Annotated in this window: 26 protein-coding genes; 6 read left to right on the top strand and 20 right to left on the bottom strand. The window is 45.5% G+C overall.

Annotation, left to right across the window (positions count from 1 at the left end; all coding sequences use genetic code 11):
* The first annotated feature begins 254 nt into the window (after nucleotides 1–254).
* The 3 genes from LZT22_RS07125 to LZT22_RS07115 are packed head-to-tail and all read left to right on the top strand — an operon-like array spanning nucleotide 255 to nucleotide 4,743.
* Nucleotides 255–3,155, top strand: coding sequence for a molybdopterin oxidoreductase family protein (locus LZT22_RS07125; RefSeq protein ID WP_255700927.1), 2,901 nt, complete (start codon nucleotides 255–257; stop codon nucleotides 3,153–3,155).
* Nucleotides 3,152–3,808 carry a 4Fe-4S dicluster domain-containing protein gene (locus LZT22_RS07120; protein ID WP_233924368.1) on the top strand — a complete coding sequence of 219 codons (657 nt, stop codon included), beginning with the start codon at nucleotides 3,152–3,154 and terminating at the stop codon, nucleotides 3,806–3,808. Before LZT22_RS07125 ends, LZT22_RS07120 begins: the two co-directional genes overlap by 4 nt.
* The gene (locus tag LZT22_RS07115; protein WP_233924367.1) at nucleotides 3,808–4,743 is read left to right on the top strand and encodes a DmsC/YnfH family molybdoenzyme membrane anchor subunit; all 936 of its coding nucleotides are present in this window, start codon (nucleotides 3,808–3,810) and stop codon (nucleotides 4,741–4,743) included. Before LZT22_RS07120 ends, LZT22_RS07115 begins: the two co-directional genes overlap by 1 nt.
* Nucleotides 4,744–4,822: 79 nt before the next feature.
* Here LZT22_RS07115 and LZT22_RS07110 read toward each other — a convergent pair whose 3' ends face one another.
* Both LZT22_RS07110 and xsc read right to left on the bottom strand, forming a co-directional pair.
* A complete protein-coding gene (locus LZT22_RS07110) occupies nucleotides 4,823–5,104 on the bottom strand; it encodes an HU family DNA-binding protein (protein WP_233924366.1) in 282 nt (93 codons plus the stop codon).
* A gap of 149 nt (nucleotides 5,105–5,253) precedes the next feature.
* Nucleotides 5,254–7,062: a sulfoacetaldehyde acetyltransferase gene (xsc, locus tag LZT22_RS07105; protein WP_233924365.1), complete on the bottom strand. Its 1,809-nt coding sequence runs from the start codon at nucleotides 7,060–7,062 to the stop codon at nucleotides 5,254–5,256.
* 157 nt (nucleotides 7,063–7,219) lie between these two features.
* Here xsc and LZT22_RS07100 point away from each other — a divergent pair, with 157 nt between their 5' ends.
* Both LZT22_RS07100 and LZT22_RS07095 read left to right on the top strand, forming a co-directional pair.
* The gene (locus LZT22_RS07100; protein ID WP_233924364.1) at nucleotides 7,220–8,200 is read left to right on the top strand and encodes an AAA family ATPase; all 981 of its coding nucleotides are present in this window, start codon (nucleotides 7,220–7,222) and stop codon (nucleotides 8,198–8,200) included.
* A gap of 13 nt (nucleotides 8,201–8,213) precedes the next feature.
* Nucleotides 8,214–9,971 (top strand): hypothetical protein, encoded by a 1,758-nt coding sequence (locus LZT22_RS07095; RefSeq protein WP_233924363.1) that lies wholly within the window; start codon nucleotides 8,214–8,216, stop codon nucleotides 9,969–9,971.
* Nucleotides 9,972–9,974: 3 nt separating this feature from the next.
* Here LZT22_RS07095 and LZT22_RS07090 read toward each other — a convergent pair whose 3' ends face one another.
* The 5 genes from LZT22_RS07090 to LZT22_RS07070 are packed head-to-tail and all read right to left on the bottom strand — an operon-like array spanning nucleotide 9,975 to nucleotide 14,175.
* Complete coding sequence (locus tag LZT22_RS07090) at nucleotides 9,975–10,694, bottom strand: GntR family transcriptional regulator (RefSeq protein WP_233924362.1); 720 nt, start codon at nucleotides 10,692–10,694, stop codon at nucleotides 9,975–9,977.
* Nucleotides 10,695–10,705: 11 nt separating this feature from the next.
* Nucleotides 10,706–11,875, bottom strand: coding sequence for a UxaA family hydrolase (locus LZT22_RS07085; RefSeq protein ID WP_233924385.1), 1,170 nt, complete (start codon nucleotides 11,873–11,875; stop codon nucleotides 10,706–10,708).
* Between the two features lie 43 nt (nucleotides 11,876–11,918).
* Nucleotides 11,919–12,200: a UxaA family hydrolase gene (locus LZT22_RS07080; RefSeq protein ID WP_304610428.1), complete on the bottom strand. Its 282-nt coding sequence runs from the start codon at nucleotides 12,198–12,200 to the stop codon at nucleotides 11,919–11,921.
* Nucleotides 12,201–12,229: 29 nt separating this feature from the next.
* The gene (locus LZT22_RS07075; protein ID WP_233924360.1) at nucleotides 12,230–13,240 is read right to left on the bottom strand and encodes an Ldh family oxidoreductase; all 1,011 of its coding nucleotides are present in this window, start codon (nucleotides 13,238–13,240) and stop codon (nucleotides 12,230–12,232) included.
* Nucleotides 13,237–14,175 carry a hydroxyacid dehydrogenase gene (locus tag LZT22_RS07070; RefSeq protein WP_233924359.1) on the bottom strand — a complete coding sequence of 313 codons (939 nt, stop codon included), beginning with the start codon at nucleotides 14,173–14,175 and terminating at the stop codon, nucleotides 13,237–13,239. The genes LZT22_RS07075 and LZT22_RS07070 overlap by 4 nt, the downstream gene beginning before the upstream one ends.
* 127 nt (nucleotides 14,176–14,302) lie before the next feature.
* Here LZT22_RS07070 and LZT22_RS07065 point away from each other — a divergent pair, with 127 nt between their 5' ends.
* On the top strand, nucleotides 14,303–15,304 hold the full coding sequence (locus LZT22_RS07065) for a tripartite tricarboxylate transporter substrate binding protein (RefSeq protein WP_233924358.1): 1,002 nt from the start codon (nucleotides 14,303–14,305) through the stop codon (nucleotides 15,302–15,304).
* A 70-nt stretch (nucleotides 15,305–15,374) separates the two neighbouring features.
* Here LZT22_RS07065 and LZT22_RS07060 read toward each other — a convergent pair whose 3' ends face one another.
* The 13 genes from LZT22_RS07060 to LZT22_RS07000 form a co-directional block, all read right to left on the bottom strand.
* Nucleotides 15,375–17,105, bottom strand: coding sequence for an L-aspartate oxidase (locus tag LZT22_RS07060; RefSeq protein ID WP_233924357.1), 1,731 nt, complete (start codon nucleotides 17,103–17,105; stop codon nucleotides 15,375–15,377).
* On the bottom strand, nucleotides 17,105–17,716 hold the full coding sequence (locus LZT22_RS07055) for a fumarate hydratase C-terminal domain-containing protein (protein WP_233924356.1): 612 nt from the start codon (nucleotides 17,714–17,716) through the stop codon (nucleotides 17,105–17,107). The genes LZT22_RS07060 and LZT22_RS07055 overlap by 1 nt, the downstream gene beginning before the upstream one ends.
* A gap of 21 nt (nucleotides 17,717–17,737) precedes the next feature.
* Complete coding sequence (locus LZT22_RS07050) at nucleotides 17,738–18,613, bottom strand: fumarate hydratase (protein ID WP_233924355.1); 876 nt, start codon at nucleotides 18,611–18,613, stop codon at nucleotides 17,738–17,740.
* A gap of 6 nt (nucleotides 18,614–18,619) precedes the next feature.
* On the bottom strand, nucleotides 18,620–18,982 hold the full coding sequence (sdhC, locus tag LZT22_RS07045) for a succinate dehydrogenase, cytochrome b556 subunit (RefSeq protein ID WP_233924354.1): 363 nt from the start codon (nucleotides 18,980–18,982) through the stop codon (nucleotides 18,620–18,622).
* Complete coding sequence (locus LZT22_RS07040; RefSeq protein WP_233924353.1) at nucleotides 18,982–19,368, bottom strand: succinate dehydrogenase; 387 nt, start codon at nucleotides 19,366–19,368, stop codon at nucleotides 18,982–18,984. Before LZT22_RS07040 ends, sdhC begins: the two co-directional genes overlap by 1 nt.
* Nucleotides 19,353–20,084 (bottom strand): succinate dehydrogenase/fumarate reductase iron-sulfur subunit, encoded by a 732-nt coding sequence (locus tag LZT22_RS07035; protein WP_233924352.1) that lies wholly within the window; start codon nucleotides 20,082–20,084, stop codon nucleotides 19,353–19,355. The genes LZT22_RS07040 and LZT22_RS07035 overlap by 16 nt, the downstream gene beginning before the upstream one ends.
* Before the next feature lie 22 nt (nucleotides 20,085–20,106).
* Complete coding sequence (locus LZT22_RS07030) at nucleotides 20,107–21,114, bottom strand: galactitol-1-phosphate 5-dehydrogenase (protein ID WP_233924351.1); 1,008 nt, start codon at nucleotides 21,112–21,114, stop codon at nucleotides 20,107–20,109.
* A gap of 8 nt (nucleotides 21,115–21,122) precedes the next feature.
* Entirely contained in the window at nucleotides 21,123–21,890 is a 768-nt protein-coding gene (locus tag LZT22_RS07025; RefSeq protein ID WP_233924350.1) for an SDR family NAD(P)-dependent oxidoreductase, read from the bottom strand.
* Nucleotides 21,887–23,200 (bottom strand): histidinol dehydrogenase, encoded by a 1,314-nt coding sequence (gene hisD, locus LZT22_RS07020; RefSeq protein WP_233924349.1) that lies wholly within the window; start codon nucleotides 23,198–23,200, stop codon nucleotides 21,887–21,889. The genes LZT22_RS07025 and hisD overlap by 4 nt, the downstream gene beginning before the upstream one ends.
* A gap of 120 nt (nucleotides 23,201–23,320) precedes the next feature.
* Nucleotides 23,321–24,391: an ABC transporter substrate-binding protein gene (locus tag LZT22_RS07015; protein WP_233924348.1), complete on the bottom strand. Its 1,071-nt coding sequence runs from the start codon at nucleotides 24,389–24,391 to the stop codon at nucleotides 23,321–23,323.
* 27 nt (nucleotides 24,392–24,418) lie between these two features.
* On the bottom strand, nucleotides 24,419–25,216 hold the full coding sequence (locus tag LZT22_RS07010; RefSeq protein WP_233924347.1) for an ABC transporter ATP-binding protein: 798 nt from the start codon (nucleotides 25,214–25,216) through the stop codon (nucleotides 24,419–24,421).
* A 3-nt stretch (nucleotides 25,217–25,219) separates the two neighbouring features.
* A complete protein-coding gene (locus LZT22_RS07005; RefSeq protein ID WP_233924346.1) occupies nucleotides 25,220–26,005 on the bottom strand; it encodes an ABC transporter permease in 786 nt (261 codons plus the stop codon).
* Complete coding sequence (locus LZT22_RS07000; RefSeq protein WP_233924345.1) at nucleotides 26,002–26,718, bottom strand: ABC transporter permease; 717 nt, start codon at nucleotides 26,716–26,718, stop codon at nucleotides 26,002–26,004. Before LZT22_RS07000 ends, LZT22_RS07005 begins: the two co-directional genes overlap by 4 nt.
* Nucleotides 26,719–26,776: the final 58 nt, after the last annotated feature.

Genomic DNA, 26,776 nt, shown 5'->3' with positions numbered 1-26,776 from the left:
AATCTGATATCGTTCTTCTTGGCTAAGGTGTTGATAGGTCATGGCTACTTTGACTTGCTGGTCTAGAAGCTATGGATACTAAGATATCCTTAGCCACTAGGCTTAGTTGTTCAAAGTTGCACTTCGTAGTTGAATCCACCGCCTCTAGTTAGCTTTTTTAACGCATTTATTGCCCGACTTTTTTTAAAGCCACATTCTTCGCCAATTTTGTGTATCCTACCTCTTAGATTTTAATTTATCAAAAGCTAAACAATATGTTCAAACTCTTTTCCAGTGCCCCCGTTCACGATCCCATTGGTCAGCAACAGCCAATCGATGAAATTAAGAAAACTACTTGCTATATGTGCGCCTGCCGTTGCGGTATTCGCGCCCACCTGCGCGAGGGCGAACTCGTCTACATCGATGGTAATCCTGATCACCCCTTAAACAAGGGCGTGATCTGCGCCAAGGGCTCAGCAGGAATCATGAAGCAAAAATCACCTGCTCGCATTACTCAGCCCCTCTTACGTAAAGCCGGTAGTGCTAGGGGTGAAGGTGCTTTTGAACCGATTAGTTGGGAGCAAGTATTTGAAATCTTAAGCGAGCGCTTAGCAAAAATTCGTGCTTCCGATCCAAAGAAATTTGCTCTGTTTACTGGCCGCGATCAGATGCAAGCCTTAACCGGTTTGTTTGCGCGTCAATTTGGTACGCCAAATTATGCCGCCCATGGTGGCTTTTGTTCTGTCAATATGGCTGCAGGCATGATCTACACCATCGGCGGTAGCTTTTGGGAATTTGGTGGTCCTGATTTAGATCGAGCTAAATTATTTATTATGATTGGCACCGCTGAAGATCATCATAGCAACCCGATGAAAATTGCTTTATCCAAATTTAAGCGTGCCGGCGGCCGCTTTATTTCTATTAATCCAGTGCGCACAGGTTACTCAGCAATTGCCGATGAATGGATACCCATTAAACCTGGTACGGATGGCGCCTTATTTATGGCGTTGATGCATGAGCTCATTCGTGAGGAGAAGTTCGATGCCCCATTTTTGCAGCGCTATAGTAATTCAGGGCAATTGGTTTGTTTAGATTCTGGCCCAGAAGAGGGGCTATTTTTGTATGATCCCGATAGCGAGCAAATTAACCTAGATCTACCGCACAATAAATATGTGTGGGATGAAAAAACCAATAGTGCTCGTCCTTGCTTTGAGGCTGGAGTATCGCCTGCCCTCAGCGGTGAATACATCATGGGCGCAGGCCCTCATGCCGGTAAAAAAGTTGCGCCTGCATTTGAGTTACTGCGTCGTCAAGTTGCTGATACCACGCCAGAGTGGGCTGCCTCGATTACGGGTATTGCGGCTGAGCGGATTCGGCAGCTCGCTAAAGAAATGGCGCATGCCGCTTTCGAACAAGCCTTCGAGTTACCGATTCAGTGGACTGACGTATGGGGTGTTGAGCACGATAAAGTGATTGGCCGCCCTGTTGCATTTCATGCAATGCGCGGTCTTTCGGCTCATTCAAATGGTTTTCAAACGACCCGGGGGCTGGCCGTCTTAATGTCATTGCTAGGCACCATCGATCGCCCAGGTGGCTTTCGCCATAAGGCGCCCTATCCAAGACAGGTACCGCCCAATGTCAAACCACCCTCTTCTGAGGCTGATGTCAAACCTAATACCCCGCTTGGTAAAGCGCCGCTTGGTTGGCCCACCCAACCTGAAGACCTCGCGCTGGATAATAATGAGCAACCCCTGCGCATAGATAAGGCCTATTCTTGGGAGCACCCCTTAGCAGCACATGGCTTAATGCACAACGTGATTACCAATGCAGTTAAAGGTGATCCCTACACCATCGATACGCTGATGATTTTCATGGCTAATATGTCGTGGAATTCCACCATGAATACCATGCAAGTGCGTGAGTTATTAAATTCGAAAAATACTGATGGTGAATTTAAAATTCCTTTCTTAGTGGTGTGCGATGCCTTCCAGTCGGAGATGGTTGATTTTGCAGATCTAGTTTTGCCCGATACAACTTATTTAGAGCGTCACGACGTGATGAGCATGCTCGATCGTCCGATCTCGGAATTTGATGGGCCTGTAGATTCAGTCCGTATTCCGGTATTGGCGCCGATGGGAGAATGCAAGCCCTTTCAAGAGGTGCTTGTTGAATTGGCTTCCCGCCTGAAATTACCTGCGTTTACAACCGCAGATGGCCAACGTAAATTTACTGGCTATACCGATTTCATTACCCGCTTTGAAACCGCGCCTGATTCTGGCATTGGATTTTTAGCGGGCTGGCGCGGCAAAGATGGAGAGAAAAGTTTGCGCGGCGAGCCGAATGTAAATCAATGGCAACAATACGCCGATAACAATTGTGTATTTCAATATCACATGCCCGAAGAACATCATTACATGCGCAATTGGAATCGTAGCTACCTCGATTTTGCTAAAGCCAATGCGATCCGGCAAAAAAATGATCCGATTATGATTGCGGTGTATTCCGATATCTTGCAAAAATTTCGTTTAGCAGCGCAAGGTAAGCGCCCAGGTCGCAAACCCCCCGAGCATCTAAAAAAACGGATTGAAAAATATTTTGATCCCTTACCATTTTGGTATCCCCCACTCGAAGAAGAAGTGACGGACTTAGCGACTTTTAATTTAAACGCAATTACCCAACGGCCCATGGCGATGTATCACTCTTGGGATTCCCAAAATGCATGGCTGAGGCAAATTCATAGCCATAATTATTTATTTGTGAATACCAAGACGGCTACCGATCAAGGCATTGCTGATGGCGCCTGGATTTGGATTGAATCGCAATGGGGCAAAGTGAAATGCATGGCACGCCATTCCGAAGCAGTTGACCCAGGCACAGTTTGGACTTGGAATGCGATTGGCAAAGCAGAGTCGGCTTGGAGCTTAGCTGCTAATGCCGACGAGTCAAAAAAAGGGTTCCTACTGAACCATCTTATTACCGAAGAATTGGCCTTAGGCGGCTTTACTGTCAGCAATTCCGATCCCATTACAGGTCAAGCAGGTTGGTATGACGTGCGGGTCAAATTAGCTTTAGCCGATGCTAGTGAACCTGCAGAAACTTGGCCACAAGTGAAAGCCTTCACAGTACCTGGTATGCCCTTAGGTAAGAATGCAAAAAATGCTGGGGAGTTTCAATGAAAACCAATAAACAACTTGCCCTCGTCATCGATTTAAATGTTTGCGTTGGTTGTCATGCTTGCGTTACCTCTTGCAAGGAGTGGAATACCCAAGGCTCAGCTGGTCCGTTAACCGATTTGCATGCATACGGTGAAAATCCGACTGGCACTTTTTTTAACCGCGTACAAACCTATGAAGCGGGTTCATTTCCAAAAATGGAAACCGTGCATTTTCCTAAGTCGTGTTTGCATTGTGAAGATCCCCCTTGTGTGCCTGTATGCCCTACTGGGGCAAGTTATAAACGGGCTGAAGATGGCATTGTTTTAGTTGATTACGATAAATGCATTGGCTGTAAATATTGTGCTTGGGCCTGCCCATATGGCGCACGCGAGCTCGACGAAGAACGTCAGGTAATGACTAAATGTACTTTATGCGTTGATCGCATCTATAGCAAAACTTTGCCCGAAAGTGAACGTAAACCTGCCTGTGTATTAGCCTGCCCCACCAGTGCGCGTATTTTTGGTGACGTGCATGATCCCCTATCAGAAGCCAGTATCGCCATTAAAGAACGCGGTGGATATTCGCTAATGCCCGAATGGGAAACACAACCAGCCAATCAATATTTACCCCGCTCAATTATGGACACCATTCAAGCTGTAATGGATGAAAACTAATGCAACCTAATTTTTCTCTCATTTTTTTTACTACCTTAGCGGGAATGGCTCAAGGTTTAATTATTTCTATTGCCCTTATCAATTTGCGCACTGTAATATTGCCGAGTGAATTTCTTGCTTGGCTTGCTTTGCCAGTAGCCTTAGCACTACTATTGATTAGCTTACTAGCCTCATTTTTTCACTTGGGTCACCCCGAGCGCGCTTGGCGGGCTATGCTAATGTGGCGTACTTCATGGCTTTCTCGTGAGGTGCTAGTTTTACCCCTATTCATTGCCGTTACCGGCTTAGCTTGGCTCTTTACAATTAACCAGCAACAACCAACTTGGTTATGGCTTGCTCTAATTATTCTGGCTATTGCCTTGTGGGTTTGTACTGCGCAAATTTATCAATGCATTCGCTTTATTCAAGAGTGGGCCAGCCCCCTAACCTTGGTTAATTTCATGGCGCTAGGCCTCACATCGGGCTGGCTCTTATTCGCCAGCTTAATTGCTATTTGGCCCTCTGTCATTCCAGCAATCGAGCCATCACTTCTAGCGGGCTTTGGTTTCATTTTACTTTTCGCCTGTCTCAACATTAAGTTATGGATTTGGCGCCGAAATCAACGCCTAAAGCCTATTTCGAATTTAAATTCTGCTACAGGAATTAAAAATCCTCAACTTCGGCAAACTTCCATGGGCTTAATGGGTGGCAGCTTTAATACCCGCGAATTTTTTCATCAGCAAAGTAATTTAGTAATCAGTAATTTACGAAAAATTATTTTCTTTAATGCCTACTTTGTCCCGATGATCGCCTTAGCATATGCTATTTCCGCACAAAGCTATAGCTGGATCATGGTCGCTTTTATCATTCACTGTAGCGGTTTAATTGCGGAGCGTTGGATGTTTTTTGCTGAAGCAAACCATCCGCAAAATTTATATTATCAACGGGTTTCATAAAAATAATTAACGCTGTCATTAAAACAAAGCTTAAAAAAAACCGCCAGCAGATGGCGGTTTTTTTATTAAGAATTTAAATTTACTTACGCTTATTAACCGCATCTTTAAATGCTTTACCTGCTGAAAATTTGGCGGTCTTCGCAGCGGGAATCTTAATTTCTGCACCAGTAGCAGGGTTACGCCCTAGTCGAGCCGCTCTTTTACCCGATTTAAAGGTGCCAAAACCAATCAGTTGCACTACGCCACCTTTAGTAACCGCTTTAATAATATTGTCGATAACCGAACTTAGAACACGGTCGGCAGATGCTTTAGATAATTCGGCATCTGCGGCAATTTTTTCCACTAATTCTGATTTATTCAATTGAAACTCCTTTATTTAATTTTTGGCGCGCTGAAACAGTAAATATCGTATCACTAGCTAGGGTTATTAACCCTAGGGAATATCCCTAAGCGATAACTCCCTAGAAAGCTTAGCTTTTAAGGGCTAAGCCTGCATCGATACCGCTAAACTTACACGTAATCTTGGTATTTTTCCAATAAACGGACCGGTTTTGATAAAGCATCGCGACGGAATGGATCACCTAATTCACGGGTGCACATAATTTCTATTACGCAGGTTTTCCCTTCCTTCATTTGCATCTCAATTGCTTGCTTTAGGGCTGGCCCTACTTGATCTAAGCGATCGACCACAATACCTTCGGCGCCCATCGACTTAGCAATTTCAGCAAAACTGGGGCTCTCCAATTCACCCGCAACAAAACGCCGATTATAGAAATCGACTTGATTTTTCTTTTCAGCTCCCCACTGGCGATTATGAAAGACGATTGCTGTTACAGGTATGTTGTGCCTAACCGCTGTTAAGATTTCGACCATACTCATCGCCCAGGCACCATCGCCAGCATAGGCAATTGCGGGGCGATTGGGCGCAGCAGTTTTGGCGCCCATAATAGTTGGCAGAGCGTAGCCGCAGTTACCAAAACTCATTGGCGCGAAAAAACTGCGTGGCTTTTCAAAGCGTAAATAGCTGTTGGCAACCGAATTAATATTACCAATATCGGTTGAAACCATCACATCTGCGGGCATTGCTTTCTCTAATTCACGCAGTACCTCACGTGGATGTAAATATTCCCCGCCCAGCGGTGTCTTTTCTTTTTTCTGCTCTTCAATCATGTCAAGGCTAAAGGCATCTTTTTCATGAGTCCATGCGTCTAATTCTTTTTCCCACGCAGCCTTTTCGGCCGCAATGATTTTCGCCCGCTCTGCTTTATTGGCATCAGCTACTAAGGTTTTCTTTTCTAAACGCTTACTTAAGGCAATCGCTGCCGCTTTGGCATCGCCACAAATACCTACGGAAATTTTCTTCACTAAACCCAGCATCTTATTGTCTGCATCGATCTGAATAATCTTGGCATGCTTGGGCCAGTAATCCATGCCATGCTGGGGCAAAGTGCCAAAGGGGCCCAAGCGTGAACCTAAAGCCACCACCACATCAGCCTGAGAAATTAATTTCATCGCCGCCTTAGAACCTTGATATCCCAAAGGACCACACCACAGCGGATGACTAGCAGGAAAGGAGTCATTGTGTAAATAGCTATTCACCACCGGCGCACCAAGGCGCTCAGCTAAGGCTTTACATTCTTCAACGCCATCGGCCATAACCACACCACCACCCGAAATAATCACGGGAAACTTGGCATTTGCTAAAAGCTCGGCGGCAGCATCTAAGCTAGTCTCTCCACCGGGCCCACGATCTAAGCGATTGGGCTGAGGAATCTCGACTTCAATTTCACCATAAAAATAATCGCGGGGAATATTGAGTTGAGTTGGCCCCATTTCCGACATGGCCCGATCAAAACAACGCCCAGTAAATTCAGCCATCCGCTTGGGATTATTCACATGCCCTTGATATTTGGTGAACTCTTCAAACATCGGTAATTGGTTCGCTTCCTGAAAGCCACCTAAGCCCATTCCCATCGTGCCGGTCTCAGGGGTAATAATCACCACGGGGCTGTGTGCCCAATAAGCTGCTGCAATTGCAGTAACGCAATTACTAATGCCTGGGCCATTTTGACCAATGACTACCCCATGCCTGCCGCTGACTCGCGCATAGCCATCTGCCATATGCGCAGCACCCTGCTCATGCACTACCGGAATTAAACGAATGCCTGCAGGCGCAAAGATATCCATCGCATCCATAAATGCCGAGCCCATAATGCCAAAAATATCCTTGACATCATTGGCAGCCAGCGTCTCGACAAAGGCCTCTGAGGGCGTCATTTTGTGGGGGCCACTACTTAAATTGGGCATATTTTTAGACATGGGGATGATTTCCTATTCGATTAAATGGAACAATTTGTTCTATAATTTGCATAATAATCAGGGATTTTAGCTTAAGTCAAGCGATTAAACCATTATATGGAATATATTGGAGTAGAAATTTGGATCGATTCGATGATGGTCTTTTGGAGAAGGAAGCATGTCCAGCCCCAGTGTTTTAGCAGATTTAAGTCTACTGCAACCCGATCGGCAAGTGGAAGCAAAAGAGGCCTTTCCTGAATGCGCATTGAGGGCTAATTTTGTCGTCCCCGCTTTCAGTCAGCCGAATGAATTCGTGCCCCCAATTGATCCAGCCTACTGCCTGAATGCAGACGTCACACTGGCGGTGCTGGCGGGATTTGCTTTTAATCGGCGGGTTTTATTGCAGGGGATGCATGGCACAGGGAAATCAACCCATATTGAACAAATTGCTGCGCGACTCAATTGGCCTTGTTTACGAATTAATCTCGATGGCCAAATTAGCCGCATGGATTTAATTGGCAAAGATGTGATTGCTCTCCGTGAGGGTAAACAAGTAACCGAGTTTCAGGAGGGCTTAATCCCTTGGTCCTTACAGCGCCCTATGGCGTTGGTGCTAGATGAATACGATGCGGGGCAGCCCGAGGTTATGTTTGTAATTCAGCGCATGTTAGAGCGCGAAGGGCGGCTGACTTTATTAGATCAAAATCGGGTCATTGCACCCCACCCCGCGTTTCGTATTTTTGCGACGAGCAATACTGTTGGCTTAGGTAATTGGAATGGCTTATATCATGGCACGCAATTGCTCAACCATGGCCAAATGGACCGCTGGGATATTGTTGCTGCACTCAATTATCTTTCGCCTGATCAAGAGGCTAAAATTGTCTTAGCTCGCGTACCAGAAATGGCTTCTCACCCCATGCAAAATGTAGTCGACTCAATGGTGCACCTAGCAAGTCTCACGCGTAACGGTTTTGCGGCAGGCGATTTATCAACCCTCATGTCTACCCGTACATTAATTACGTGGGCTGAAAATTGGCGCATTTTTAACGATTTGTCGATGGCTTTTCGTTTAGCATTTTTGAATAAATGCGCTGCTGAAGAGCAATCTCTAGTAGCCGAGTACTATCAACGTTGTTTTGATGCTGAGTTACACAGTTAAATAAATTTAAATTGTGCAAAATCAATCGCATCATGATTTTCAGCGCCAAGACCAATTCGCGGCAGTTATCCGCTCCTTATCTGGCGATTTAAGTACAGAAATACGTAATTGGCAGCTGTATCAAGCCGCCAAACCTTTTGGCCAGTTAGCGCCCCATCTGCTCTTAGAGCATCAGCAGCCATCGTGGTTTCAGGCGCGCGGCATACTCGATGGAATTGCCTTGCGTTTACGGTATTCCGATCATGCTTTACATCGGTCCCTGAGCCCAGAAGATCAATTGGGATCTTTTATTTTCGAAGTTTTAGAACAAATACGGGTAGAAAGTATTTGTCCTAATTACTTAGTTGGCAGTAAAAAAAATTTACGTCAACAATTTATTGCTTGGCTTACCCAATGGATGACATCGGGCCAAGCTGAAGGCAGCATTGGCTTACTCTTACTAGCTATTTTTAGTATGGTCTGGATGCGGCTGAATAATCAAGAGTTACCGCAACTGATGCAAGATACGGTAGAGGCAACCCGTGCCGGCTTATCTACAGATACTGGCCCCATTCTTAAACAACTTAAAGCCTGTCAAACCCAACAGGAAGCTTATGCAGAGCAGGCCCTCTTATTAGTAGCTATGGTCTGCACGCTCGTACGTAACGAATATCAAAGTCAACCTAGCTTGCGGTCAAAACGCAAACAGGCCAATACGACTGCTTTATTAATTGATTGGCTACCACCGCAGGAAACTAACACTAGCATCACCGAGAAACCGCATACTAGCAGTAGTAAACAAGCCCAATTCAGAGAAACTCAGGCAATACTCAATCAGTATCACATTTATAACTCTGCTTATGATCTTGAAATAAAGGCAGAAACTGCGGTGCGGATGGCGCAATTACACAGTTATCGCACTGAAATAGATCAGTGTATTCAGGCTTGGCAAATTCCTTGGGGGAAATTTATGCGGATCTACACTGCCCTCCTAGCTCAGCCCCAATTGAGTCAGTGGCAAAATACAGTCAATGAAGGACTGCTCGATCGTCGCCATCTCATTCGCGTCATTTCTTCACCTTTGCAAGCGCCCGTCCAAAAGCAACAGATTACAAAACCGCTGGCGCGCACTCAAATTACCTTTCTATTGGATTGCTCAGGCTCAATGAAAGCACAGCGTCTCGCACTGGCTAGTTTTATCGATGTCATGGTGCGAATACTAGAGTCTGCCGGTGTAGCTACAGAAGTCTTAGGCTACAGCACACTGGCCTGGCAAGGTGGCAGGCCTTTTAAAGAATGGCAAAAAGCAGGCTCTGGCGCAAACCCAGGGCGCCTCAATGAACGTGCGCATTGGATTTTTAAAGATCATCAAACCAGTTGGCGTAAGGCCCGTTTAGGCATGGCCGCCCTATTAAAGCCCGACCTCTATCGCGAGAGCTTAGATGGCGAAGCTTTGCTCTGGGCTACAAATCGCATAGCTAAGAGCGTCTCAGCTATTCACGATAAAAAAATAATTCTGCTATCAGATGGTTGTCCAATGGATCGCGCAACCCAGCAGGCTAACGGTGAAGCATTTTTGCTCGACCACTTACTTCATGTCTTGGCGTGGACCCAGCAAACAAAAATTCAAGTCTGGGGCTGTGGTATCGGTGAAGAAATGCGTAGCGCATTTAAACAACGCTTAAGTTGGGAACTTCATACAAGCAAAGACAGTCAGCTCCCTGCAGCTGCGCTAGTCGTTACTGCAATTAGTAATTGGGCTCAAGAGTTAGCAGATCAAACTAAACGGTAGACCCTAAACTACTAGCTCATTAAAGTATTCATGCTGCGTGGTATTTACGGTTGAAATACGCCACTCAATCGGCTCATCTTGTAAATTAAAAGCGACTCGACGAATCGTAATTACAGGCGATTGGGGTTTTAACTCTAGCCAACTTGCAAATTGCTTGCCTGCTAACCCAGCCCTTAAGCGTTCACGCGTGCGCGCTACCGACTGGCCATACTTCACTTGGTATAACTGATAAATACTGCCTTGGCGATTTTCAAAGATCGTTCGGGTTAAATTTTTAAAGCGTTTTTTATCAAGCGTAATTTGATCAATCATCACGCACTGCTCTTCTAGGTAAAGTCGATTGACAATACGCCAAACGGGCGTTCCCTCTTTAATGTCCAGCTTCATTGCCTCCTCACGACTTGCTAAGGCGCTATTTAATGAGGCCAGCTCAACGCGCGGAGTAATTTTTTTATCGGCATCATGCCGCACAACATGAAAGAAATAATACAGCTGACGCTTCGAGTCATGCTCGGCCTGAAAAGTACCCTTCCCTTGCCGCCGAATAACAATTCCTTCGGCTACTAACTCATCGACTGCCTTGCGTAATGTTCCAATCGAAACATCAAACTCTTGAGACAAATCTTTTTCTGCCGGCAAGGCCTGCCCAATGGGAAAACGGCCCCTGACCAAATCAGCGGTGATTTTTTGCTTCACCTCTTGATAGGCGGTCAGGGACTTCATACCGTTATAGCTTAAGCAGATTCATATAAACGCGTCATCACAAATTCACGGTGACCTAAAATTTCTGCTGCCGTTAATTCGCCATTAGCTGTACGCATTAAAGCATCTAATAATTTATCACCCGCAGAATCTAAGGTTTCTTCACGCCGCAATATTCCCGACACATCAACATCAATATGCTCTGACATGGTACGTACTGTCATTGGATTAGCGCAAAGTTTAATCACCGGTAGAATTGGATTACCAATTACATTACCTTGGCCAGTAGGAAACAAGTGGGCTGCAAAACCAGAAGCGGCACATAAAGTGACCATTTCGGCAGCGGCTGAAGAAGAGTCCATAAAATGCAAGCCCTTCATTGCTGGAACTTCAGCTTTATCCAATACGCCATCTACAATGCATTTCTTACCGATTTTCTGAATATTGCCTAAGGCTTTTTCTTCAATCGTGGTTAAGCCGCCAGCAATATTGCCTTTGGTTGGTTGTGAATCCGATAAATCGCTGGTTTTATTCCGCTCAATCACATCTTGATAGCGATCGAACATAGCGCGAAATTGTTTTTTAACTTCTGGTGTGCGGCAACGTGCCTCAACCAAGTGCTCACCACCAGTTAATTCAGTAGTTTCACCAAACACAAGCGTTGAACCAATTTCATATAATTTATCGAAAGCATTGCCTACTGCTGGGTTTGAAGCGCAACCTGAAGTGGTATCCGATTCGCCGCATTTGGTTGAAACCCATAACTCCGATAATGGCGCTGAGACACGCTGTTGCTTAGAAGCATGCTTCATCATCGCATAGGCGGCTTTACTCGCACTAGCAATGGTAGCCGTATCGCCATTACGCTCGATCCAAAACCCTTCAACTGGTTTGCCCGATTTTTTAATACCCTCAACTACTTTGCCAGTCCATTGGGGCTCGATACCAATTACCACCACGCCTGCTACATTCGGATTACAGCCTGCGCCAATTAAGGTACGGAAATGCAATTCCAAATCGGCACCAAACTGCAAGCGACCATAAGGATGGGGAATGGCAATCGTCCCTTTAATATTGTTAGCCACCGCTTCGCAGGCAGCATTCGACAAATCATCCAAAGGCAGGATGATGACATGATTACGAATACCCATGCGGCCATTTTCACGACGATAACCCATGAAACTTGCGTCTTTTAAATTCATCATTTTTTATCTCTTTCTTTTACTCTGATCAGGCGTTTATCAATTACCAGCGCTTGGTCTTTACATTTTGAACATGGGTATGCTCGCCTTTTTTAATCGGCGCAACCACCTTACCAATATCAACCCCATATTTAATAATGGTGTCGCCGGTCTTTAAATCTTGGAGGGCAATTTTGTGCCCAATAGGAATATCGCTCTCAGATTTAATTGTGACAGTGCTGTCTCCATCCATCACCCAACCAGTTAAGTCGGTACCTGCTTTAACACCCTCAACCACCACTACGCCAACGACGTCTCCTGGCTCATGCACGACGAAATGTATCATCAACTTCTCCTTTAAAAATCATTTAATTATTAAATCTTCCACAACTGCTGAATGCCAGCCTGAATTTCCTCCAGTAAAGCATCGGGTACTTCGGTTCCAACTAAAAATGCTGCTGCACGTAAATTAAAACGGCGCTGCCCTGGCAAGCGCACGGCACGATCTTGTGCTACTTGCGCAAGAAAATTGTTCATGCGGCTTTGAAAAATACCTTTGCCAGAAAGGCCGGGATCAATCGTAATCAGTAGCTGACCAAGGCGCGGACGATTGCCTTTAGCGTTAAAAAAGGAATCAGCCTCGTATGAAAATTGACTGCCAGATAAGCCAACTACCAGTAACTCAATGACAAGTGCTAATAAAGCGCCTTTGTCTCCACCTAAAGGCACCATTAAACCTTGTAAACCGGCCTGCGGATCCGTCGTTGGCTTGCCATCAGCAGTGAGCGCCCAACCTGCGGGTATCGCTTCGCCTTTTTTGGCTGCAAGCAACAATTTACCCCGCGCCACTGCTGAGAGCGACATATCGATGACCAATGGATTGCTGTTGAGTACAGGAAAAGCAGCGGCCAAGGGATTAGTACCAAAAATGGCCTTACTTCCACCTGCCATCGGCATCGCTGCAGGGGTGTTGCCAAATAATAATGAAATATAACCAGCTCGTGCCGCAGCCTCGGTGTAATGCCCTGCCACGCCAAAATGATGGCTATTTGTTACAGCAACTATACCAATACCAAAGTTTGCAGCTAAGTTAACCGATAGGTCAGTGGCAAAGCGTAAGGCAGGAAAAGCTAAGCCGTCGCGTGCATCAACTAAAGCTGCCGCCGATTTGAACATTTGTACTCGGGGACTTGCCTTGAGTGCAATCCGTCCACTCTTCGCATGCCCCGCATATTGCGCTACGCGCGCTAGGCCATGGGACGCTAGACCATCGGCTTCAGCTAGAGCTAAAAATTGCGCAGTTTCATATGCTGATTTAGCATCAATCCCCGCCGCTTGCAAACCTGAAGAGGCTAAATCAACGATTTGCTGAAAAGTAAGTTTCATATCGCCAAAGACCGAAAAAATTGGTTAACTTCAGTAGCAATCAATTGGCTCACCCGCTCATTACTTTCCACTGTCACGCCAGCAATATGCGGGCTTAAAATGAGATTTTCTAAGCTGGAAAAATGGCTTAAATTTTTGGCAGGCTCGCCCTCAAAGACATCGAGTGCAGCGCCGCCTAATTTTCCCGAGCGCAAATGTTCAGCCAAAGCGAGTTCATCGACAATACCGCCGCGCGCGGTATTAATGAGTAAAGCGCCTTGCTTCATCAAGCCCAAGGTTGCATGAGAAAACAAATTTTTGGTAGCGGGCAAAAGTGGTAAATGCAAACTAATGACATCACTACTAGCAAGCAAATCATTCAGGGGTAATAAAGGGATAGCCTGCTGCCCAATTTCAACCGCAGCTCCCGTTAACATCGGATCGTACGCCACACATTGAAAGCCAAAGGCATGCGCCTTATGAAATACCACCCTACCAATACTGCCAAATCCCACAATACCTAGCGTTTTGCCTGCCAATTCGTGGCAAACAGAAAAACGTGGCCGCGGCCACTTCCCTGCAAGGGTTTGCTCGGTAGCTGGTAAAAAACCACGGCCCAAAGCAATAGCTGCCCCCAGCACGTATTCAGCAACCGATTCAGCATTTGCTCCAGTTGCAGGTATGACCTTGATATTGCGCGCAGCGCAAGCAGGTAAATCAATGTTTTCTAGACCCACCCCTAAGCGCCCTACCACCTTTAAGTTTGGTGCAGCAGCTAATAATTCAGCATTCACTTGAGTCAGATTACGCACAATTAATCCCTCAACATGCTGCAGTGAAGCAATTAAAGTTGCGGGCTGTTGATAGCTCTCCGGCTCATAATGGACTTGATGGTGGGTTTTCAGGGCTGCCAAGGCTTGGCTAGAAATAAACTCGGAGATAAAAATAATTGACATATCTAAATCATATAGATGATTTAGATCACTTGCAATACCTAAGGATATAGTTCATAGTTACTGTAAGTGTTAAAAAGTAAGAAAATAAAAAGGTATTAATATAATTTATCCTCATGGAGACATCAAAATGCTGTTAAATCAACTACTTAGCAAACTTCGTACACAGCTTGCTTTTATCTTTACGCTGTTTGGCGGAATTTTTTTACTCAGCTATGGGCCTTTAGGCCAAGCGCAAAGTTGGCCCGATAAGCCGATCAAGTTAATTATTCCATTCGCCCCAGGGGGAACGACAGATATTTTGGGTAGGGCTTTGGCGCAACAACTCTCCATCGTCCTGAAACAAAATGTCATTATTGAGAATCGGGCTGGCGCGGGCGGTAATATTGGCGCTGAAGCAGCAGCAAAAGCTCCGGCCGATGGCTATACCCTGATTTTGGCTTCAGGCAGCATGATGACTGTTAATCCATTTTTATATAAAAAAATGCCAGTTGACTATGCGAAAGACTTAACTTACATCACGACGGTTGCTGGCGGCCCCATGGTCTTGGCCGTCAATCCCAAATTACCAGTCAATAATGTCAAAGAATTAATTGCGCTAGCTAAAACGAAGAACTTAAATTTTGGTTCAGCAGGAATTGGCAGCCAAGTACATATGGCAGGTGAAAATTTTATTTATGCTGCCGGCATTCCTGCTACGCATATTCCTTACAAGGGTGAAGCGTTAGCAATGAACGACCTCATTGCTGGGCAAATTGATTTTATGCTGGGAAATTTTCCAGCAACCAATGGTTTTGTTAAATCCGGACAAGTTAAAGCATTTGGTGTCACTAGCAAAGCGCGCATGAAACAATTGCCTAATGTGCCTACCGTTGCAGAGGCTGGTGTACCTGGATTTGAAAATAATGGTTGGTTTGCCTTAGCTGCACCCATGGGCACACCGAATGTAATTCTTGAAAAGATTTACAATGCCACCGGCAAGGCCCTAGAGTCTGAAGCAATGCAGGCTAGCCTAGAGCAAAATGGTTATGTTGGTTTTCTAACTAAGCCAAAAGAACTTGAGGCGCTAATTAAGGCCGAGTCGGCTACTTGGGATAAGGTAATTAAAGCCCGCAATATTCAGGCGCAATAATTTTGATTAACCCTTTCAGCTAAGCTGATTCATTTATTTGTATAAAGCTTAGCTGAATTACGCCTCTAATTTAAGCTTCTAATAAGATAGTTTCGCCAGGTTGAACACGCGTAAACATCACCTGGCGATTTTCAATATTGAGTTGGCCCTGGCGTAGATTAACTACAGTGTAATAAGAGCCTGCTAAATCACCCGCTTCTGGGAAGTCTTCACGATAATGCGAGCCTCGGGAATTTTCACGAGCGATCGCAGCTTCATTAATAGTGCGACTCACTAAAATTAAATTGCGTAAATTTAGCCAATCTTGCCAAGTCAAATTGAACTCGCGAGAATCGTTACCTACCCCAATGTCATTTAATTCTGCAGCCAATTGATCTAATCGCGTACGCGCCTGCAATAGACTTTCTTTGCTGCGCGAAATACCCACATCGTTCCACATACAATCTGCCAAGGCATCGCGCACCGATTCAATATTGCCCTGCACTGGCCTTAAAGGGGCTTCGTGTTCTTTCATACTGGTGATTACCGCATTCATATCGCAAGGTAATAATGATTTACCCAGTACATATTGCGCCATCGTCTCGCCAGCAATACCGCCAAAGACAGTGGAATTAGCCACCCCATTGCCGCCCAAGCGATTGGCACCGTGAACACCGCCAGTATCTTCACCTGCCGCAAATAAGCCTGGCAAAGCAGTGCTGCAATCGGCGTTAAAGACTAAACCGCCCATCATGTAATGTGCAGTTGGTACGACCTCAACTAAGTCACCCGCCAAATCAAAACCACTATCAGCGCAACGCTCTACCATGCCTTTAAATAGTTTGCGTACATTCTCCGGCCCTAAGTGGCTCATTTGTATATAGACCCCGCCGTGCGGAGTGGCGCGCCCTGAACGAATTTCAGTATTAATGGCCCGTGACACAATATCCCGCGTGGCCCGTTCATTGCGAGAATCGTAATTACTCATAAAGCGCTCTTGCTTGCCATTTAACAAATATCCGCCTGCGCCTCTTAAACCTTCTTCTAAGACCGTCCCCGTCATTCGTGTTCCTGGGCCAGCTAACAAGCCGGTAGGATGAAATTGCACCATTTCCATATCGCGCAATTCAAGGCCAGCACGTAATGCCATAGCTAAACCATCGCAACTCTTGTCACCAGAAGGTGTGTGGTATTTATACATAGTAGGACCGCCACCAGTGGCTAACAAAACTGCCTTCGCGCGCACCAAGATAAATTCACCAGTACGCATATCGAGCATCAATACACCCGCTAACGATGTCCCATCGGCACTACGAATTAACTCGATAGCCCGATATTCTTCGAGGCGGTGAATGCCGCGCTGCCACACCTGCTCAGCTAAACGATTAATAATTTCAATACCCGTTAAGTCACCTTTATGTACCGTACGATCAAAAGTTTGGCCAGCAAAGGCTTTTTGATGAATCGTCCCGTCGGGGTTGCGATCAAAGAAACATCCCAGCTCATTTTCTAACTCATGAATACGTTCAACCGCAGTACTGACTAAAGTCCACGCTAAATCTTGGTCTGAGAGCCATTTACCACCCTCGATCGTATCCATAAAATGCCGCTCTACCGAATCACCTTCGGCTAGCGCAACGTTATAGCCGCCTTGAACCATGCGGGTACAGCCGGATTTTCCCAATAAGCCCTTCACGGCAATCGTAATTTGTAAATTCGGATTTGCTTGATGGGCATGCAAAGCGGCAAATAAACCAGCACCACCTGACCCTAAGATGAGAATATCGGTTTCAATTATTTTCAATGGAAGAGTGGCATTCATCAAGAATCAATTCCCAAACTTTTCAATACTGCTAGCTTATTAATATTTACTTCGCTTTGAACATTTTGATAGATGCTGCCACCATAACTATCCATCGCTACTAATAAAGGGCCAAAATCACGAATCTTAAAGCGCCATAAGGACTCAGGATTTAAGTCATCAAGATCGACATCTTCAATTTGCTCAATCCAGGTCGTTTCTAGCGCAGCGGTGCCCCCAATAATGGCAAGATAAACGCCGCCAAATTCAATAAAGGCTTTTGCTGAGCTTTCACGCAAACCGCCTTTCCCAATGATGATGCGCACGCCATTTTCTGCCATTAATGGTTGGGTGAAGCGCTCCATCCGATCTGAAGTTGTGGTGCCAATGCAAACAGGTTCATAGCCTACGGGAAACTCTGTGCTAACTGCTACCTTACGAACATTGGGTGCAGTATGAATAACTGCATGACCATGTAAATCAAAACGGGTTTTTCGGCCCCGATCAAATAAATGAATTTGCGTAGCATCGCGAATACCGAAGAGCGTATTTTGCAGCGTCACCGTATCATTAATTCGTAGCTGACGAATCGCGGCTTCACTAACGGGAGTAGCTAGTTCGTAATGGGCCATTATTAACTAACCTGCGAGTGTTTAATACCCATATACAAGACCAGCTGGCGTAAAAGTAGCCCGCGCACGACGGGCTGAATGACATTGCATATTTACAGCTACAGGATTCATCGTAATATGGGTTGCAGCTACTTCAACCTGCACTGCAAATGCCGTCGCATCCCCCCCTAAGCCTTGCGGTCCAACTCCCAAATGATTCACCGCAGCGCTTAATTCAGTTTCCAATAAAGCGCCGTCAGTATCACTACAGGCTGTTCCCAATGGCCGAGTCGCAGCTTTTTTTGCCAATGCTACACATTGGTCTGAAGTTCCACCAACCCCTACACCCACAATGGTTGGTGGGCAAGTTTTACCACCAGCGGCTACCACACACTCGATCACAAACGCTTTAACACCTTTCATGCCCTCAGCTGGAATCGCCATTTTCAAGAAGGAATTATTTTCTGACCCGCTTCCCTTGGGAATCATTTCAATCACCAATTTTTCCGCATCCGCCATAAAATCAAGATGAATTGCTGGCATTTCAATACCGCAAGAGGTATGGTTGTTTTTTCGAGTGATTGGATGAACCACTGAAGAGCGCAGTGGATATTCACGGGTGGCACGTTCACAACCTTGTCGAATTGCCGCTTTTAAAGCCATGCCATCAACCTGTACGTTACTGCCAATCTTCACATTATAGATTGGTAAACCGGTATCTTGACAGAGCAAATTATCGTCGCGCTCGGCAATTTGAATATTGGTAACCATCGTTTGTAAAACGACTTGTGCGCGGGCATCGGTCTCGATCGCTTTTAGTTGTGCTATGCCCTGCTTAATATCATCGGGCAGCATCTTGAGCGCGCGAATATATAGCTGCTTACAGGCTTCTTCAACTTCCTTAAGATCAACTTGCATAAAAGACTATTCGCTTCCAAGATATAAAAATAATAAGCCACAGGCGATCGCCAAAATAATGCCCAACTGAATAGAGCCTTTACGTAAGCCCCGCCAAGGACCAAACTCAATCATTAATAAACGAATACCGCCAGTTAAATGTAAAGTTAAAAACATCACTAAAATCCATTCGCCAATTTTAAAGATAGGCATCTCTGTCAGACGTAAATATTGCTCAAGACCAGCCTGGCCTCGCAAGGACTGAGATAAAACAAAAAAATGGAGAGGAATAAACAAAGCTAAAGCTAAGCCAGATAAGCGATGTAATAAATACGCCCAATACGAAAGATGCGTTTTAGAGCGGAAGGAAACAACTGGCCGACTTTGCATTAGCTTGCGCCTCCTACTGCCAAACCCCATACTGCTGCGCTACCTAAAACAAGAATTAATCCGGCTAATAACCAAGCAAAAAAAATACTCCATTTCGACTGCGGAAAATGTTCTTGCAGAATATTAGCTAGGCCAATGGGCGCATGAATAAAGCATGCTAAAACAAAAATTTCATAAAAGATGGCGAACAACCAGTTCCCTTGAGTGCGCCCTAAAATTTCACCTGCCGTAAGACCGCCTCGAATAGCATAAAAAATAATCGCTAGGTGAATTGCAACGCAGATACCTAAAACCATCGCGCTAATACGTTGCAGGTACCAGAGCTTAGCTTGCCTTACCCCGCCAGCTATCGATAACTCCTTGCTTAAGTTTAGAGCTTGCCCCACTGGCTTCCCTTCATCGCCGCACGGCCAACTAATTTCTTTAGGCCAGCAATGCCAGCAGTAGGCTCTAGGGCCTTCGGGCAGCGCTCTGAACATTCTCCTTGGGTATGGCAGACATGACAACCCGCATCCCCAGCTACCGCTCTTAAGCGCTCGAGCTGCGAAGTATCACGCACATCATTGACTAATGTCCAAGCCCGATTCAATGCTGCAGGCCCTAAATAGGCTGGACGCAAGGCAACCACATCGCAAGAGGCGTAACACACTCCACAGCCAATACATTCAATACCGGCATTCGCTAACTGGCGCTCAGGGGAATCAGGTACCACAGTCGCAAAATCATCAAAACGGGATTTATTACCTTTAAAAAATCCGCGCGCATCAGTCCATTTAGTAAAAAACTCGCGCATATCGGTAGCAAGGTCTTTAATCACTGGCAAGTTATTGAGGGGGGCAATTTCTAGGCTATCGCCATCGACGATATGCGAGACATGGGTACGACAGGTCCAACGCGCTTTACCGTTAACTGTCATAGCACACGAACCACACATTCCTACTCGACAAGCAAAGCGATAGCTCAATGTAGGATCAAGTTTACGTTGAATATAGGTAACCACATCCAAAACGGTTTGATTGGGGTTACGCGGCACTAAATACTCGACAAATTCGCCAGTTTCAGCACCACGCCAAACTTTAACTTTCAAGGCTTGCTCAGACATAAAGCAGATTATCGCAAATTAATTACAAAAATGGTTTAAGTAATACCTTTGCAGCGGCAGTTTTACCGGCATGAAGGTCAGCAAAGGCTTGGGGGCCCTCTTGTAAACCCCGTTTTTCTAGCCAACTAAGGTCGCCAAACACCCCATCATGGAGGAATTGCACCGTGGCCTGTAAATCAACGGTGGAATAGGTATAGGTTCCTAGTAAAGTAATTTCTGCGAGCGTGAGTTTACGCATATCGATTTCACTAGCCCAATCTTGTAGACCGACATGCATGACCACTCCACCTGGCTTCACACTGGCAAGAGCCAACTTGCGTGTTGCTGCACTACCAACACAGTCCATCACAAAATGATAATAATTTTCTTGCGCTGGTACTTCGAGTGGATTAAAAGTATTGCATGCCACTTGTTTAGTAATTGAGGCTCTGCGCAAAGCATTCACTTCAGCTAAATCTAAATACAACACACCATCATGTTTTAGAAGCAGTGCTGCTAACATCCCAATAGCACCACCACCGATAATCAGTACGCGCCCCTCTTGAATCGGTCGCTGTAAGGCCTTCACCGATAAATTGATAGCATGTACTGCCGTTGCAGCTGGTTCAGTTAACGCTGCCGCATCAATATTCATATCCACCGGCAAAGAAATTAAAGAGCTTGCGGGAATACTCATAAATTCAGCAAACGCGCCCGGTCTGGTCATACCCACCATCGTACGATTGGCGCATAAATTATTTCTGCCCTGCAAGCAATATTCACAAGTGCCACAGGTAATCAGGGGATTTCCTGTTACGCGTTTTCCCACAGGAAAAGCGGCAGCAAGACTCTCGACTACCGTTCCAGCAAATTCATGGCCCATCACTAATCCAGGATTTCGCCGCGGGTCGTGGCCATGAAAGGCATGCATATCACTGCCACAAATCCCAACAGATTCAATTTTTAATACCACTTCATGCGGCACTAATTCTGGATAAGGGCGCTCTAGAAATTGAATTTCATTTGGCTGGGTATAAACCAAGGCTTTCATGGGAAATCCTAACTTGAGGTATAGCCACCATCGAGCATGATGGTTTGACCAGTTAAATAGGCAGAAGCATCGCTAGCAAGAAAAATGGCTAGGCCATATAAATCTTCTAATTTGCCATTTCTACCGACTGCAGTGCGGCTAGCGTGTAATTGGACTAATTCAGGATTAGCAAATACAGGTGCGGTTAAGGCTGTCGGAAAGAATCCTGGGCCTATGGCATTGCAAGTAATGCCATGCTTAGACCATTCTTGCGCAATGGCACGCGTTAATTGCAAAATACCACCCTTAGCAGCGCCATAGGGAGCGCTATTTGGAAATGCCCGATAGCTTTGCAAGGAAGCAATATTAATAATACGGCCCCAATGTTGCGCTTTCATACTTGGAGCAAAAGCTTGAGTGAGAAAAAATGGTGCCGATAGCTGGAGATGAATTTGTCTTTCCCAGGTAGATGCTGAAACCTGCTCAAAAGATTCCCGTAAATTAATGCCAGCTGCATTCACCACAATATCAACTGTTGGATGTTGAGCCAAAACTGTACGACCTAATTTTTCAGCAGCAGCAATGGTTTCTAAATCGGCCACATAATATGATGCCTTAATACCCGCTTGAGTTAATTTAGCGACCGCCTCAACTAATAAAGACTCGCGCCGTGCTACCAAGATCACTTCTGCGCCCGCTAGGCCAAATGCTTGCGCCATTGCCTCACCAATTCCACTGCTACCACCAGTAATCAGCGCAGTACGATTTTTTAAAGAAAAGAGATCGAGGGGATTCATAATTCGACAGGCACCCCTAAATCATGTTGTTCGCCCGGAAAATATTTCGCCAAGCGGTCATCGGCTGTTCTGGCATGGGCTTCCATGCCTTCTAAGCGACTAATACGTGCAGTTACTAAGGCCATCTCTTTACTTGCGGCACGTGTCATTGTTTGCCAAGTCAAGGTTTTCATAAACTTATGTACCGACAAGCCACCCGAATATCGTGCCGCTCCTTTCGTCGGTAAAACATGATTGGGGCCGCTCGTTTTATCGCCGAAAGCAACCGTCGTTTCTTCACCAAGAAAAAGCGATCCATAGCAAGTTAAATGCTCTAGCCACCAATCAAGCTCTTGTGCGTGCACCTCAAGGTGTTCACTCGCATAGCGATCAGAGATGGAAACCATCTCATCTTTAGAGTCACACAAAATGACTTCACCGTAATCGCGCCATGCGCAAGATGCCGCATCTTTAGCAATGGGAGGCAAGGTATTAATCATTTGTGGCACCAACTCCATGACCTGCTTGGCTAAGACCGCTGAAGTGGTAAAAAGCCAAGCGGGTGACTCATGTCCATGTTCTGCTTGACCAACCAGATCACTCGCAACAATGTTTGGATCCGCAGTTTCGTCGGCAATGATGGCGATCTCCGATGGCCCTGCAAACACGTCAATTCCGACTTTGCCAAACAAAGCGCGTTTGGCTTCCGCCACAAATTTATTGCCAGGTCCCACCACTACATCTGCCGGCTTTCCAGTAAAAAGTCCAAAGGCTAATGAGGCAATGGCCTGCACACCGCCCAAAGTCATGATGACATCAGCACCAGCGGCTTTAAATGCATACAAGACATAGGGATGAATTCCGCCGCCACGAAATGGACTCGAACACGCAATAATATTTTTAACTCCCGCCGCCTTTGCAGTCGCTACAGTCATATAAGCTGAGGCAATATGAGCGTAACGTCCAGCAGGCGCATAGCAACCAACTACATTTACTGGCATTACCTTTTGGCCGGCAGTAACACCTGGATGTAATTGGGTTGAAAAATCTTGAATACTTTTTCTTTGGGCCACGGCAAAATCATGCACCTGCTTCACCGCAAAGTCGATGTCGCGCTTAACCTCAGCAGGCACAGTCTGAATAATGGCCGCAATGGCCGCTTCACTCATTACAATCTCACCAGTCCAATGATCTAACTTCTCTGCATACTCTCTTACCGCCGCTTCGCCCTCCCGCTCAATGCGCGTCAGCATGGCATGAGCCACTTCTTGAGCTGTGGATGTTTCGGTCTCTGGAGTTTTGCTCGCTTTTTTTAAAAACTGGATTGCCATTTCTAAACCCTTAAAAATCAATATAAGACTAATCTCAAAACTAGGGCAAACAACACCCTAGCTTCAAAATTAGCAAATTCAGCGTTTCACCATATTGATCTGGTGAAGATAAAAGATAAATTATTTCGCGTTATTGGCAAACTCACGTAATTTTTTATCTGCATTAACCATCTTCATATACTCATCGGTTATGTATTCACTAGCAGGCGGAACTGCTTGAATTGCACCAGTGGCAAGCATGAAAGCGCCAATTGCTGTGAACCAATCATCCATTAATGAAGGCCCTTTAGCACGATCCATCACCTTAAGCTCACCAGCCAGATCAAAAGTCGGACGTGTATCAAATTCTTTACGCATCGAGGCTTCCGAAATTGTTACACCGCCCTGCTCATAAAATTTCTTCATCAAAGCAATGGCTTGAGGTTTATTAGCATTCATCCATTTCCAAGTGTGCAAATATACTGCTAAAAATTTTGCAACCATTTGGGGATTTTCTTTAGCGTAATCGCCGCGTGCAATTAAAGCCCCGGGAACCACTACACCCCCCTCTTTACCGCTACAAAGAACTTTACCGCCAGCCTTTTCTTCTAGGGTATAAATATTTGGTGCCCATAAGCCGCCAAATTCAGCATTTCCAGAAGACATGGCAGAAATAATTTCCGCCTGACCCATATTCTTAATAGTGACATCAGTTTTACTTAAGCCGTATTTCTTTAAGCAAGATTGCACCGCATAGTCACCGGTGGAGTTACCAGTTAAGACAATTGCTTGACCCTTAAGTGCTTGCTGGGGATTTTTTGCAAAAGCCTCAGCCCCTTTAGCGGTTGCTACTAACGCATTACCCGCAGACTCATCATTCGAGATACCAATGGTTTTAATGCCGAAGCGAACAAAGCCAAGGACAGCTGGAACGGATCCTGTAGCGCCAACATCCCACGATTTCGATGCCGAAGCAGCAATTTGCGGAACACCCGCTGGAAAGGTACTAAATTCGGGCTTAAGGCCCATTTCTGCCCACCAATTTTTTTCGCTGGCAATATAAAAAGGTAAGGCCCAATAAACCGCAGGCTGATAACTCACTTTAATTTCAGTTAGTTTTGGTGTCTGCGCTTGCGATAAGGTACTCACCGTCAGCAAGGTGCTACCAATAATGCTCACTGTAAAGCCTAATGCAATTTTCTTCAACTTCATTTTGTCTTCCTCCGTTTACTTTTTAAATTAATGATCACTGCCTAAATTATGTTCCCGCAACAACCTCCAAATCGAACTACGTAATTTCACAAAAGAGGGTAAATCCATCACATCTTCAATCCGTGAATGACTATCCCAATTTTCAGCATCACGTATCGATTTAATGTCGATAATCTCTCGAATTAATCCTGGATGCCTTGACATAACAACGACCCGGTCAGCCAAATATACTGCTTCCTCAACCGCATGAGTAATAAATAAAACCGTTTTGGGATTTTTACGGGCCAGCCGAATTAATTCTTCTTGCATCACTACCCGGGTCTGTGCATCTAACGCCCCGAAAGGCTCATCCATCAACAATACCTCAGGATTTAAAACATAGGCTCGGGCAATGGCGACTCGCTGTTGCATGCCACCAGATAATTGATGTGGATAAGCGAGCTCATAGCCATCTAGGCCCATTAATTTAATTGCATCAGCAGTTCTGATGGCTCTTTCGGCTGAATCGACGCCATTTGCTCTAAGGCCAAATTGAATATTTTCTGCTACTGTTTTCCAAGGAAATAATGCAAATTGCTGAAACACCACAGCGCGATCTGGTCCAGGGCCTTTTACTTCCTTGCCTCCTACCAAGACTTTGCCTTTAGTAGGCATATCCAGTCCCGCTACCATGCGCAAACAGGTGGTCTTACCGCAACCAGACGGTCCCACTATGGCAACAAACTCTTTATCGGCTACGGTTAAATTAATTCCACCAACGGCTAATACTTCTTTACCGCTTTGCTTGAAACTGCGTTGGGTGTCTTCAAAAACAATATTTGCCATAACTCAAATCTCTTGGTAACGGGTCGAAAATTTTTCAGCCTGACGTAACAAAATATCAATCACCAGACCTACTAAACCAATCGCAATCATGCCACTCATCACAATATCGGTACGAATATTCGATTGGCCATTGACCATCATGTAGCCTACGCCACTAGAGGCGACAATTAACTCAGCGCCTACCATTGCCTGCCAGCCCGTTCCCGTCGAAATACGTAAACCAGCCACAATCGCTGGAATGGCTGCAGGAAAAAGGACCTGCGTCATCAGTCTAATTTTGCCCGAGCCCAACATTCGGGCTGCTTCAATATATTTTGGCTCAACATAGAGGGCGCCGCGATATGTATTAATTAAGACCGGTGGGAATGCGCCCATAAAAATAATTAGGATCGGTCCACCTATACCAGTTCCAAACCATAAAGCAGCAAATGGGATCCAGGCAATTGGTGCAACGAAGCGGATGCTTTCAAAAAATGGCGTAATGATGCGATCAGCCCATTTAGACAGCGCCATTAATAAACCCAGTGGAATGCCAATCGCCACCGCTAATAAAAAACCATACAAAAACCGTTTAAAACTAGAAACAATATGGGTTAAAAGTGTGTAGCCAGAAAAGGGCTCATGAAGTAGCTTAATAAAAGTCAGTAAAACCTCATGAGGGGCAGGCAAAAATTGCCGAGGAGTTACATTGGCTGCCACTACTCCATACCAAAAACCAAAAAAACAGAGCAGGCCGACAATGGTATAAAACCACCACTCGCCTCGCCCTAGGTACTGAGTCATTTTCATACGGGCTTCCAAGGCATCGCCCACCGCTCTGCTTTAGCTAAGATCAGGGTCATTAACCAGCCGCATAGTGCCACAGTAAACATGCCTACTAAGATCATGCCTGGATAAATATCTTGCGCAGCTTGGTGCAAAATCGAACCCAGACCAAAAGTGGCGCCAATTAATTCAGCAGCTACTAAGGTTGTCCAGGAGGCTTGCAACGATAAGCGCAGTCCTGTAAAAATCATGGGGAGCGCCCCTGGTAATATCACTTCGCGGTAATAGGTTAATTGCTTGATGCCTAACATTGCGGCTGCTTCACGCTGCGGCACCTCAATTGAGCGAACCCCAGTATAGGTATTAATCACTGCAGGAATAAAAGCGGCAATAAAAATCACCATTATTTTGGCCGCATCGCCTAAGCCTAACCAAACAATTGCCAAAGGAATCCAAGCCAATGGCGGGACGGGTCGTAGAGTTAAAAAAATCGGATTGACGAAAGCTTCAATGCGCTTATTAGCTCCCATCAAAATCCCCAACAAAACACCTAAAGATGATGACACTAAAAAACCTAAGGTTACCAAGAGGACACTCTGCAATATATGCTGATAAAGCAAGCCATCGCCATACCCCTTAAAGGTAATAATATTTAAAGAGTTCCAAGTTTCAGTGGGCGATGGAAAACGAAACGGCGCGATCAAGCCAGACCATTCAGTCAAAGCGAACCAAGCCACTAAGACACCTGCTATAAATAAAATAGGCCTAAGCAACTTTTTATAAATTTTGCCAACC

Source organism: Polynucleobacter sp. IMCC 29146, from assembly GCF_021395195.1.
Lineage (GTDB): Bacteria > Pseudomonadota > Gammaproteobacteria > Burkholderiales > Burkholderiaceae > Polynucleobacter.
The sequence above is the reverse complement of the archived record's forward strand: the minus strand, read 5'-3'. Positions and strand labels throughout refer to the sequence as shown.

Bases quoted from the DNA above. Each gene is read 5' to 3' on its own strand.
- LZT22_RS07125 (WP_255700927.1), top strand. From the start codon at position 255: ATGTTCAAACTCTTTTCCAGTGCCCCCGTTCACGATCCCATTGGTCAG.
- LZT22_RS07120 (WP_233924368.1), top strand. From the start codon at position 3,152: ATGAAAACCAATAAACAACTTGCCCTCGTCATCGATTTAAATGTTTGC.
- LZT22_RS07115 (WP_233924367.1), top strand. From the start codon at position 3,808: ATGCAACCTAATTTTTCTCTCATTTTTTTTACTACCTTAGCGGGAATG.
- xsc (WP_233924365.1), bottom strand. From the start codon at position 7,062: ATGTCTAAAAATATGCCCAATTTAAGTAGTGGCCCCCACAAAATGACG.
- LZT22_RS07100 (WP_233924364.1), top strand. From the start codon at position 7,220: ATGTCCAGCCCCAGTGTTTTAGCAGATTTAAGTCTACTGCAACCCGAT.
- LZT22_RS07090 (WP_233924362.1), bottom strand. From the start codon at position 10,694: ATGAAGTCCCTGACCGCCTATCAAGAGGTGAAGCAAAAAATCACCGCT.
- LZT22_RS07085 (WP_233924385.1), bottom strand. From the start codon at position 11,875: ATGAATTTAAAAGACGCAAGTTTCATGGGTTATCGTCGTGAAAATGGC.
- LZT22_RS07080 (WP_304610428.1), bottom strand. From the start codon at position 12,200: ATGATACATTTCGTCGTGCATGAGCCAGGAGACGTCGTTGGCGTAGTG.
- LZT22_RS07075 (WP_233924360.1), bottom strand. From the start codon at position 13,240: ATGAAACTTACTTTTCAGCAAATCGTTGATTTAGCCTCTTCAGGTTTG.
- LZT22_RS07070 (WP_233924359.1), bottom strand. From the start codon at position 14,175: ATGTCAATTATTTTTATCTCCGAGTTTATTTCTAGCCAAGCCTTGGCA.
- LZT22_RS07065 (WP_233924358.1), top strand. From the start codon at position 14,303: ATGCTGTTAAATCAACTACTTAGCAAACTTCGTACACAGCTTGCTTTT.
- LZT22_RS07060 (WP_233924357.1), bottom strand. From the start codon at position 17,105: ATGAATGCCACTCTTCCATTGAAAATAATTGAAACCGATATTCTCATC.
- LZT22_RS07055 (WP_233924356.1), bottom strand. From the start codon at position 17,716: ATGGCCCATTACGAACTAGCTACTCCCGTTAGTGAAGCCGCGATTCGT.
- LZT22_RS07050 (WP_233924355.1), bottom strand. From the start codon at position 18,613: ATGCAAGTTGATCTTAAGGAAGTTGAAGAAGCCTGTAAGCAGCTATAT.
- sdhC (WP_233924354.1), bottom strand. From the start codon at position 18,982: ATGCAAAGTCGGCCAGTTGTTTCCTTCCGCTCTAAAACGCATCTTTCG.
- LZT22_RS07035 (WP_233924352.1), bottom strand. From the start codon at position 20,084: ATGTCTGAGCAAGCCTTGAAAGTTAAAGTTTGGCGTGGTGCTGAAACT.
- LZT22_RS07030 (WP_233924351.1), bottom strand. From the start codon at position 21,114: ATGAAAGCCTTGGTTTATACCCAGCCAAATGAAATTCAATTTCTAGAG.
- LZT22_RS07025 (WP_233924350.1), bottom strand. From the start codon at position 21,890: ATGAATCCCCTCGATCTCTTTTCTTTAAAAAATCGTACTGCGCTGATT.
- hisD (WP_233924349.1), bottom strand. From the start codon at position 23,200: ATGGCAATCCAGTTTTTAAAAAAAGCGAGCAAAACTCCAGAGACCGAA.
- LZT22_RS07015 (WP_233924348.1), bottom strand. From the start codon at position 24,391: ATGAAGTTGAAGAAAATTGCATTAGGCTTTACAGTGAGCATTATTGGT.
- LZT22_RS07010 (WP_233924347.1), bottom strand. From the start codon at position 25,216: ATGGCAAATATTGTTTTTGAAGACACCCAACGCAGTTTCAAGCAAAGC.
- LZT22_RS07005 (WP_233924346.1), bottom strand. From the start codon at position 26,005: ATGAAAATGACTCAGTACCTAGGGCGAGGCGAGTGGTGGTTTTATACC.